The sequence below is a fragment of the Nocardia amikacinitolerans genome, assembly GCF_900215415.1.
Taxonomy (GTDB): Bacteria; Actinomycetota; Actinomycetes; order Mycobacteriales; family Mycobacteriaceae; genus Nocardia; species Nocardia amikacinitolerans.
Genome location: NZ_OBEG01000005.1, coordinates 232087 through 241368 on the forward strand (window position 1 = coordinate 232087; position 9282 = coordinate 241368).

12 protein-coding genes are annotated in these 9282 nt (G+C 66.7%); 10 read left to right on the forward strand and 2 right to left on the reverse strand.

The genetic code is table 11. The features are described 5' to 3' along the window. Positions 1-13 precede the first annotated feature (13 nt). From rplF to map, 8 genes are all read left to right on the forward strand, one after another. Positions 14-553 carry a 50S ribosomal protein L6 gene (gene rplF, locus CRP45_RS22980; protein WP_097246894.1) on the forward strand — a complete coding sequence of 180 codons (540 nt, stop codon included), beginning with the start codon at positions 14-16 and terminating at the stop codon, positions 551-553. A gap of 2 nt (positions 554-555) precedes the next feature. After that, complete coding sequence (gene rplR / locus CRP45_RS22985; protein WP_067785206.1) at positions 556-963, forward strand: 50S ribosomal protein L18; 408 nt, start codon at positions 556-558, stop codon at positions 961-963. Between the two features lie 31 nt (positions 964-994). Further along, a complete protein-coding gene (gene rpsE, locus CRP45_RS22990; protein ID WP_067785204.1) occupies positions 995-1642 on the forward strand; it encodes a 30S ribosomal protein S5 in 648 nt (215 codons plus the stop codon). A gap of 2 nt (positions 1643-1644) precedes the next feature. Beyond that, on the forward strand, positions 1645-1824 hold the full coding sequence (gene rpmD / locus CRP45_RS22995; RefSeq protein WP_014349110.1) for a 50S ribosomal protein L30: 180 nt from the start codon (positions 1645-1647) through the stop codon (positions 1822-1824). Position 1825: 1 nt separating this feature from the next. Continuing rightward, positions 1826-2269: a 50S ribosomal protein L15 gene (gene rplO / locus CRP45_RS23000; protein WP_067785201.1), complete on the forward strand. Its 444-nt coding sequence runs from the start codon at positions 1826-1828 to the stop codon at positions 2267-2269. Positions 2270-2447: 178 nt separating this feature from the next. Beyond that, positions 2448-3770, forward strand: coding sequence for a preprotein translocase subunit SecY (gene secY / locus CRP45_RS23005; RefSeq protein WP_097246895.1), 1323 nt, complete (start codon positions 2448-2450; stop codon positions 3768-3770). Beyond that, positions 3767-4312 (forward strand): adenylate kinase, encoded by a 546-nt coding sequence (locus CRP45_RS23010; protein ID WP_097246897.1) that lies wholly within the window; start codon positions 3767-3769, stop codon positions 4310-4312. The genes secY and CRP45_RS23010 overlap by 4 nt, the downstream gene beginning before the upstream one ends. A gap of 29 nt (positions 4313-4341) precedes the next feature. Then, positions 4342-5145 carry a type I methionyl aminopeptidase gene (map, locus tag CRP45_RS23015; RefSeq protein ID WP_067785192.1) on the forward strand — a complete coding sequence of 268 codons (804 nt, stop codon included), beginning with the start codon at positions 4342-4344 and terminating at the stop codon, positions 5143-5145. A gap of 819 nt (positions 5146-5964) precedes the next feature. On the opposite strand, the gene CRP45_RS23020 is transcribed toward map, so the two are convergent. Further along, positions 5965-7470, reverse strand: coding sequence for a hypothetical protein (locus tag CRP45_RS23020; RefSeq protein WP_067785184.1), 1506 nt, complete (start codon positions 7468-7470; stop codon positions 5965-5967). 151 nt (positions 7471-7621) lie between these two features. Beyond that, complete coding sequence (dtd, locus tag CRP45_RS23025; RefSeq protein ID WP_067785181.1) at positions 7622-8053, reverse strand: D-aminoacyl-tRNA deacylase; 432 nt, start codon at positions 8051-8053, stop codon at positions 7622-7624. A gap of 320 nt (positions 8054-8373) precedes the next feature. Here dtd and CRP45_RS23030 point away from each other — a divergent pair, with 320 nt between their 5' ends. Then, entirely contained in the window at positions 8374-8694 is a 321-nt protein-coding gene (locus tag CRP45_RS23030) for a hypothetical protein (RefSeq protein ID WP_067785176.1), read from the forward strand. A gap of 58 nt (positions 8695-8752) precedes the next feature. Further along, complete coding sequence (locus CRP45_RS23035; RefSeq protein WP_179830977.1) at positions 8753-9265, forward strand: YbaB/EbfC family nucleoid-associated protein; 513 nt, start codon at positions 8753-8755, stop codon at positions 9263-9265. Positions 9266-9282 lie beyond the last annotated feature (17 nt).

The following is a 9282-nucleotide window of genomic DNA, read 5'->3' on the forward strand; positions in this document are numbered from 1 at the left end:
GGAGGTCAGGACAATGTCGCGTATTGGTAAGAAGCCCATCGCAGTTCCGTCCGGTGTCGAGGTGACCATCGACGGCCAGAGCGTGTCGGTGAAGGGTCCCAAGGGCACCCTGTCGCACGTGGTCGCCGAGCCGATCACCGTCGCCCGCGGCGAAGACGGCCAGCTCGAGGTCGTCCGCCCGAACGACGAGCGCCGCAACCGCTCGCTGCACGGCCTGACCCGCACGCTGATCTCGAACATGATCGAGGGCGTGACCAAGGGCTACGAGAAGAAGATGGAAATCTTCGGCGTCGGTTACCGCGTGCAGGCCAAGGGCTCGAACCTCGAGTTCGCGCTCGGCTACAGCCACCCGGTGCCCGTCGAGGCTCCCGAGGGCATCACCTTCGCGGTGGAATCGCCCACCAAGTTCTCCGTGTCCGGAATCGACAAGCAGAAGGTCGGCCAGATTTCGGCGGTCATCCACGGCCTGCGCAAGCCCGACCCGTACAAGGGCAAGGGCATCCGCTACGCAGGCGAGGTCGTTCGCCGCAAGGTCGGAAAGACGGGTAAGTGATCATGGCGCAAACCGAAAACCAGAAGGCCAAGCGCATCCCGCTGGGCAAGGACTCCTCGACCCAGCGTCGTCTGTCCAAGACGCGTCGTCACTTCCGCCTGCGCAAGAAGGTCGCCGGTACCACCGAGCGTCCGCGCCTGGTGGTCAACCGCTCCTCGCGGCACCTGCACGCGCAGCTGGTCGACGACTCGCTCGGCAAGACCATCGCCGCCGCGTCCTCGATCGAGGCCGACGTGCGCGCGGTGGAGGGCGACAAGACCGCCAAGGGCAAGAAGGTCGGCGAGCTGATCGCCGCCCGCGCCAAGGCTGCCGGTGTCGAGGCCGTCGTGTTCGACCGTGGTGGCCACGACTACCACGGCCGCATCGCCGCTCTGGCCGATGCCGCTCGCGAAGGCGGGTTGAAGTTCTGATGATGAAGATTGCGAACGGAAGGAACGTCTGATGCCGGGACGTCAGCGGCGTGACGGCGGAAACGGACCCGCCGGACAGAATGGCAGCAACCCCGAGGGCGGCCGCGGCGATCGTCGCGGTGGCGATCGTCGCGGTGGCGGCGACCGTCGGGACAACGCGGCCGAGAAGAACCAGCTCGAGCGCGTCGTCGCGATCAACCGCGTCTCCAAGGTCGTGAAGGGTGGTCGTCGCTTCAGCTTCACCGCCCTCGTGATCGTCGGCGACGGCAACGGTCTGGTCGGCGTCGGCTACGGCAAGGCCAAGGAAGTTCCCGCGGCCATCCAGAAGGGCGTCGAGGAGGCTCGCAAGGGCTTCTTCCGCGTCCCGATGATCGGCTCGACCATCACCCACCCGGTTCAGGGTGAGGCGGCGGCCGGCGTGGTCATGCTGCGCCCGGCTTCCCCCGGTACCGGTGTGATCGCCGGTGGCGCGGCTCGTGCCGTGCTGGAATGCGCTGGCATTCACGACATTCTGGCCAAGTCGCTCGGTAGCGACAACGCGATCAACGTCGTGCACGCGACGGTGGCCGCGCTCAAGCAGCTGCAGCGTCCGGAAGAGGTCGCGGCCCGTCGTGGCCTGCCCCTCGAGGACGTCGCTCCGGCGGGCATGCTGCGTGCGCGTGCGGGACAGGGAGCCTGACCATGGCAGATCTCAAGGTGACCCAGATCAAGAGTTCGATCGGCGCCAAGCAGAATCAGCGCGACAGCCTGCGGACCCTCGGTCTGCGCGGCATCCGCAAGTCCGTCGTGCGTGAGGACAACGCCCAGAACCGCGGGCTGATCAACGTCGTGCGCCACCTCGTGACAGTTGAGGAGGTCTGACATGACCATCAAGTTGCACCACCTGCGTCCGGCTCCCGGCGCCAAGACCGAGAAGACCCGTGTGGGTCGCGGTGAGGGCTCCAAGGGCAAGACCGCGGGCCGCGGTACCAAGGGCACCAAGGCTCGCAAGAACGTCCCCGCCGCCTTCGAGGGTGGGCAGATGCCGCTGCACATGCGGCTGCCCAAGCTCAAGGGCTTCACGAACCGGTTCCGTACCGAGTACCAGGTCGTGAACGTCGGCAAGATCGCCGAGCTGTTCCCCGAGGGCGGGCAGATCGGCAAGGCCGAGCTGGTCGCCGCGGGCGCGGTCCGCAAGAACCAGCTGGTCAAGGTTCTCGGTGACGGCGAGATCGGCGTCGCGGTCCAGGTGACCGTCGACAAGGTGACCGGCGCCGCCAAGGAGAAGATCACCGCCGCCGGTGGCACTGTCACCGAGCTGGGCTGACGGTACTCTGACAAGCAGTGGCACCGGACGAGTGACGAGCTCGTCCGGTGCCACTGTTAGAGTTCAATTGTTGTCTGCCAAGCCTCGTCATGGTTTTCGGCGTCCTCCTGTTCCGCGTGGAACTCGGACAAGCTGAAACATCCATGTCATGACCATGTCGTTCGCGCCAGGAGGATCTGTGCTTTCCGCCTTCGTATCGGCCTTCCGGACTCCGGACTTACGGCGGAAGATTCTCTTCACGCTGGGGTTGGTCGCGCTGTACCGTGCCGGTGCCGCGTTGCCGTCGCCCGGCGTGGACTACAAGGCCGTCCAGGAATGTGTCGACCTGGTCTCCGGCGGTGAGAACGCAGGCATCTACCAGCTCATCAATCTGTTCTCCGGTGGTGCGCTGCTGCAGTTGTCGGTCTTCGCGATCGGCATCATGCCGTACATCACCGCCAGCATCATCATTCAGCTGCTCACCGTCGTCATCCCGCGGTTCGAAGAACTGCGCAAGGAAGGCCAAGCCGGCCAGACGAAGATGACGCAGTACACGCGGTACCTGTCGATCGCGTTGGCCGTGCTGCAAGCGACCGGTCTGGTCGCCCTCGCCGCGCGTGGCCAGCTGCTCCAGGGCTGCCAGCAGGACATCCTCGCCGACACAAGCATCTTCGGCATGATCATCATCGTGCTCGTGATGACCGCCGGTGCGGCGCTCGTCATGTGGTTCGGTGAGCAGATCACCGAGCGCGGCGTCGGCAACGGTATGTCCCTGCTGATCTTCGCGGGCATCGCCGCGCGCATCCCCGCCGAGGGCAAGGCCATTCTGGACAGCCGTGGCGGTCTCGTCTTCGGCCTGGTGTGCGCCGCCGCCTTCGCCATCATCGTCGCGGTGATCTTCGTCGAGCAGGGCCAGCGCCGCATCCCGGTGCAGTACGCCAAGCGGGTGGTCGGCCGCAAGATGTACGGTGGCTCCTCGACCTACCTGCCGCTGAAGGTCAACCAGGCCGGTGTCATCCCGGTCATCTTCGCTTCGTCGCTGCTGTATCTGCCCAACCTGATCGCGCAGCTGACCTCGTCGCAGAACAACCCTGACCCCAGTTGGTGGCAGGAGATCATTCAGAAGTACCTGGTGAACCCGAGCAACCCGGTGTACATCGCCATCTACTTCGGCCTGATCGTGTTCTTCACCTACTTCTATGTCGCGATCACCTTCAACCCGGAGGAACGCGCCGACGAGATGAAGAAGTTCGGTGGCTTCATCCCGGGGTATCGTCCCGGTAAGCCGACGGCCGACTATCTGAACTTCGTCCTGAGCCGCATCACCCTGCCCGGCTCCATCTACCTCGGTCTGGTGGCAGTCCTGCCGAACCTCTTCCTCGATATCGGCAACACCGGTGGCGTCCAGAACCTCCCGTTCGGCGGTACCGCGGTGCTGATCATGGTGAGCGTCGGCCTGGACACCGTGAAGCAGATCGAAAGCCAGCTGATGAATCGAAATTACGAAGGGTTCCTCAAGTGAGAGTTGTATTGCTCGGTCCGCCGGGTGCCGGCAAAGGCACCCAGGCCGTCCTGCTGTCGGAGAAGCTGGGCGTCCCGCACATCTCGACCGGGGATCTCTTCCGCGCGAACATCGGCCAGCAGACGCCGCTTGGGCGCGAGGCGCAGAAGTACATGGACGCCGGCGATCTGGTGCCCAGCGACGTGACCAACCGCATGGTCGAGCAGCGGGTCAACGAGCCCGACGCCGCCAACGGCTTCGTGCTCGACGGCTACCCGCGCACCATCGACCAGGCCGAGGCCCTGGAGAAGATCCTCGGCGACATGGACAAGAAGCTGGACGCCGTCCTGTGCTTCGTCGTTGCCGAGGACACCGTGGTCGAGCGGATGCTGGCGCGTGGCCGCGCCGACGACAACGAGGACGTGATCCGCAACCGGCTCCGGGTGTACCGCGAGGAGACCGAGCCGCTGCTCCAGCACTACGACGGTCTGGTCGTCACGGTGGACGGCGTCGGCGAGGTGGACGAGGTCAACGCCCGCGCGCTGCGCGCACTGGGTCACTGATGTCCCTGTCTCGGGAGCGCTGAGCCGTCATGGTCTTCGGCCGCAAGAAGAGCAAGAAGGTGGTGCCGTTCCGCACCGCCGGTGAGCTGGACGCCATGGCGGCGGCGGGCGCGGTGGTCGGCCGCACTCTCGTCGCCGTGCGTGCGGCCGCCAAGCCAGGGGTCTCGACCCTGGAACTGGACGAGGTCGCCGAGCAGACGATCCGCGACGCGGGCGCCGTGCCGTCCTTCAAGGGCTACCACGGTTTCCCCGCCTCGATCTGCGCGTCGGTGAACGACCGTGTGGTGCACGGGATTCCGACCGCGGAAGAGATCCTGGTCGAGGGCGACCTGATCTCGATCGACTGCGGCGCAATCCTGGACGGCTGGCACGGCGACTCCGCGTGGACCTTCGGTGTCGGCGAGATCATCGAGGCCGATCGACTGTTGAGCGAGGCGACCCGCCTGTCCATGGAGGCGGGAATCGCCGCCATGGTGCCTGGCAATCGGCTGACCGATGTGTCGCACGCGATCGAGATGGGCACCCGCGCCGTCGAGGAACTGCACGGCCGCGCCTACGGCATCGTCGACGGATACGGCGGCCACGCGATCGGCCGCGAGATGCACATGGACCCGTTCCTCGCGAACGAGGGCGCGCCGGGCAAGGGCCCGAAGCTCGTGGTCGGCTCGGTGCTTGCCATCGAACCCATGCTCACGCTCGGCACCACCCAGACCAAGGTGCTCGACGACGACTGGACAGTCGTCACCCTCGACGGCAGCCGCGCCGCGCACTGGGAACACACCGTCGCGGTCACCGAGGACGGACCGCGCATCCTCACCCCCCGCCCGGAGTAGGGCGAAGGTTTGGCACGGCGGCTCCCGATCGGATCGGGGGTCGCTGTTTCGGTTACCGGCGTCGACGCCGGACGTTTCCCAGCGGACATCGCCCGCATGGCACGACTGGTCGGAACGATTACCGACGCTCCCCGGTTCGGACGTACGCTCGCGCGGCGAGGACTCGATTCGCACCGACGCCGCGGGCCGGGCCCGTCTCGGTCGATCTCGCCGCGGTGACCGTCCTCGGTCGCCCGACGATACCCAGCTCGCCGCTGGATCGGTGACGTCGTTCCTTGCACCCGCGCCTTGCGCGCCTGACCGAAACCTTCGTTCGGCGGTGCTGCGGATTCGGCGGTTTCGCGTTTCTGTACCTCCCTCGCTCCGCGTGACTTTCGCTCCGCGGACGACTCTGTCCCGCGGTGACTTCTGTTCCGCGGTGGGCCCCGCGGTGACGTTTGCTCCGCGGTGAACCCCGCGGTGACGTTTGTTCCGCGGTGGATCTGGTGCCGCGGTGACGTTTGTTCCGCGGTGAACCCCGCGGTGACGTTTGTTCCGCGGCGAACCCCGCGGTTACTTTCGCTCCGCGGTGGACCTTGTCCCGCGGCTACTTTCGCTCCGCGGTGGATCTTGTTCCGCGGTGACGTTCGCTCCGCGGTGAACCCCGCGGTGACCTTGTTCCGCGGTGGACTCTGACGATGCAGTCAGATTAGGTTCCGCGCGGGGGTCGGCTCCCGAGTAGCGAACTACTCGAATCTCGCTGGAGCGGACCGCAGTTGACGTCCGAGCAACGCGCGCGGTGCGGCATGCTACCCGGAATGACCTGCCGCCGAGACGGTTTCAGCTCTGGCCGGTTTTGCGGAAGAACAGCACGTGATCATGGTCGATGAGCGTCATCGACTTGCGCAACTGCCGGATGCCCGCGCCGGGCAGGTAGGTCAGGTTCGCGAAGGATTGCGTGTTGCCGAACGCCGAGCGGAGTTTGTTCTCGGTGGCGTGGCTGGCGCCGTAGGCGGCGAGCACACCGAAGTCCAACGGCGCGAGCGGCTCGTCGAGCGTGGCGGGTCCGGCCGGGCGGCCGAGCGCCGCGTATTGCGTCGCCTTGCCGTGCTCGTAGCGGCACAGCTCGTAGGACATGTTCGCGGTGGCCGTCACGCCGACCACCGGCCAGCGCTGGGAAAGCCGCAGGGCCAGCGGGTGTTTGCCGACGGGAGCCAGCTCCCAGTTCAGGCTCATCACGGTCACCCAACCGCCGTAGGACATCTCGATCAGCACCACGTCGTCGCCGAGCGTGCTCGCCGTGTTGAGTTCGGCCTCGCCGAGCACCCAGTCCTCGTCGTCGGAGTTGTGATAGGTGGCGCTGTCCACGAGCTGGATGTCGTCTTGGGCGTAGGCCTCGATGATGGCGGCGCGCAGTTGCGTCATCGCGTCACGATCCGGGCAGCGCACGCCGAGCGCGCCGAAGGTGGGGCCGATCTCGACCGGCGTCGACGGCGGTTCGGGATCCTCGCCCGGCGCGAGCGGCCGCAGCCCGACCAGCGCGAGCCGCCAGTTGATCTCCTCCACCGTGGACAGGTCGCCGGAGGACTTGCGCACGATCTGCTGCTGGGTCAGCCGCCCGGCCTGCTCCAGGGTGCGGCACTCCAGTTCGACGAGCGCGTTGTAGGACTTCGGCGTGAGGTCCAGATCACGAATCCCGCACGCGCGCAAACGGATCGACATGCTCGTCGAGGTGAACGCGGCGTACCGTTCGCGATACATCGCTATCGCCTGCTTGCGAGAGCGGCCGACCATCAGGGTGCGCAGCAGCGTGCTCAAGCTGGCCAGGTACTTGCCCGCCAGTTCGGGGTTGGCGGCGGCCAGCTCGGCGCGGATGCGGGCGGCGTCCTCGACGGCGGCGACGGCCGCGTCCTGGTCCAGCCTGCCGAGCCACACGCCGCACTTGCCGAGGCCGTCTGCACACATACCCGCCACGTGCGGATGGGTTTGTGCCACTTGGCGATACGTGGCGCAGGCGCCACGGATGGTGGTCGTGGCCAGGTCGCGGCGACCGGCCGCCCTTGTCACCTGTTCGAAGACCCGTAGGGACTCTTGCAATTCACCGGCGAACCGCGCCTCGACCATTCCGGCGGCCAGCCAGTGCAACCGGATGCCGACCGCTTCCTGCGCGGGCGCGGGCGCCTCCAGGGTGCGGTCCCGGCGCGCGGTGGGATCGTTCTTCGTGGCGACCAGCGCCTTGGCCAGTTCGACGAGCGAAGTGGCCAGGCGGAGTTCGGAATCGACCGTTCGGTCTCGGGCCGCACTGCGATCGACCGCAACCTGTCGTTCGACAGCACTCAGATCCATCGCGAACCCAACTCCCGCATCACCTTCCACAGACGGTCGTTCCTTCGGCCGCACCTGTTCTCGCGAAAAGTCTGCCACAAATCGGGTGCCGTCGCCCGGGAACGACAGGGCTTGCTGCTAGCTGTCAGCTAACTCGGCGCGAACCGCGTGCTCAGGCCTCCAGTAGGAGCGTGACGGGGCCGTCGTTGGTGAGATCGATGTGCATGTGCGCGCCGAAACGACCCGTCGCGACGGTCGCCCCGAGGGCACGCAGCGCCTCGGCGAAGGTGTCGACGAGCGGTTCGGCGACCGAGCCCGGCGCGGCCGCCGACCAGGACGGGCGGCGGCCCTTCGCGGTGTCGGCGTAGAGGGTGAACTGGCTGACGACGAGCACGGGCGCGTTCAGGTCCGCGGCGGAACGCTCGCCGTCCAGGATGCGCAGCCGCCACAGCTTGTCCGCCAACGCTTTCGCGGTCGCCTCGGTGTCGTCGTGGGTCACGCCGACGAGCGCGACCAAGCCCTGGGGGTCGGGATCGATCCGTCCGACGAGTTCGCCGTCGACGGTCACCTGCGCGGCGGTCACTCGCTGTACAAGAACTCGCATCGGGTGATCATCGCACCCGCGGCACGCACACTCGAGCACGCGCGCTCACGGTGGTTGCGAGGACGTTCCCGTGCCTCGGGTGAACAGGGTGTGAACGGTTGCGTCGGGGCATTCGGGCACCTGCCAATGTGATTGTGCCGCAGGTCATCAGGCGTTCGTCAGGCTATCGGCCCGCACGTGGTCGCGCATCTGTGCGTCACTCCCACGCTGTCCTAAGTTCATGTAAAGGTTACTGACGAGTTGCACTGGACTGCCATCGTCGCAGGAGTTCGAACCGTAGTCGAGCGGTGGGCCTGCCACCCCGGGGGTAGAGGTGCGAGATGACGACTGAGACTTACTCCGAGAAGCTGAGGACCGCCGGGTACGAGACCGACAAGGTCCGGGCTCGGTTGGAGAACATCTCCGGGCGGGTTCAGGACCAGCTGAGCACCTTGCTTTCCGTGATCGGCAGCGACAACTTCGGCAGCCAATACGTCAAGGGCAACGGTAGTCCCGGCCTGACGGAGCGGCTGCAAGGTGCGGTGGACGGCACCAGCACCATGGCGGAGTCTTGGGCGAACCTGTCGAAGGGCCAGTACGAGGCGGCGGTCGCCGCCGACCGGAACGAGGAGGCAGCTCGGCAGGCAATCGAGCAGGTCTGAGCGGCGGTGGTGGCAGGCGGGCCTTCTGGGCGCCGCCATGGAGTTCGGAGTGGGCGAAATGACATCTGGGCGTATGGAGGGGGAGATCGCCGGGCTGCTGGAGGACTTCCGCGGCCGCATGCGGGATATCGCGGAAGCGCAGCGGGAGCGCGTCAAGCTGACGGCGACCGCGACCACGCGCGACAAGACGGTGTCGGTGACGGTGAACGCCAACGGTGTTGTCATCGAGACTCGCTTCTCCGACCGCGTCGATGAACTGAGCTACGACCAGATCGCCAAGGCGGTCACCCGGATGGCGCAGCAGGCGGCCGACGAGGTGTTCGCCAAGAGCAAGGCGCTCGCGGCGCCGCTGTTCGACGAGCGCGCACGGCTGCCGAAACTGTCCGATGTGATCCCAGGAATGCCGGATATCGAGGCCGAAATTCCCCTGGAGCCGCCGGTTTCGCTGTCGCCCCCCGGTTCGTCGGAACGCGCCGAGAGCGACGAGGTGATGACGTTCACCGATGTCGAGAGCTACGACCACGGCGGTGGCAGGGGGCCAACGGAGAGCGTCGCAGGCCAAGCCTGGTGACGTGAATCGGCCTCTCG

What these genes read in the sequence shown, in the direction of transcription:
- rplR (WP_067785206.1), top strand. Translation starts at nt 556, where the DNA reads ATGGCGCAAACCGAAAACCAGAAGGCCAAGCGCATCCCGCTGGGCAAG.
- rpsE (WP_067785204.1), top strand. Translation starts at nt 995, where the DNA reads ATGCCGGGACGTCAGCGGCGTGACGGCGGAAACGGACCCGCCGGACAG.
- rplO (WP_067785201.1), top strand. Translation starts at nt 1,826, where the DNA reads ATGACCATCAAGTTGCACCACCTGCGTCCGGCTCCCGGCGCCAAGACC.
- map (WP_067785192.1), top strand. Translation starts at nt 4,342, where the DNA reads ATGGTCTTCGGCCGCAAGAAGAGCAAGAAGGTGGTGCCGTTCCGCACC.
- CRP45_RS23030 (WP_067785176.1), top strand. Translation starts at nt 8,374, where the DNA reads ATGACGACTGAGACTTACTCCGAGAAGCTGAGGACCGCCGGGTACGAG.
- CRP45_RS23035 (WP_179830977.1), top strand. Translation starts at nt 8,753, where the DNA reads ATGACATCTGGGCGTATGGAGGGGGAGATCGCCGGGCTGCTGGAGGAC.
- rplF (WP_097246894.1), top strand. Translation starts at nt 14, where the DNA reads ATGTCGCGTATTGGTAAGAAGCCCATCGCAGTTCCGTCCGGTGTCGAG.
- rpmD (WP_014349110.1), top strand. Translation starts at nt 1,645, where the DNA reads ATGGCAGATCTCAAGGTGACCCAGATCAAGAGTTCGATCGGCGCCAAG.
- CRP45_RS23020 (WP_067785184.1), bottom strand. Translation starts at nt 7,470, where the DNA reads ATGGATCTGAGTGCTGTCGAACGACAGGTTGCGGTCGATCGCAGTGCG.
- dtd (WP_067785181.1), bottom strand. Translation starts at nt 8,053, where the DNA reads ATGCGAGTTCTTGTACAGCGAGTGACCGCCGCGCAGGTGACCGTCGAC.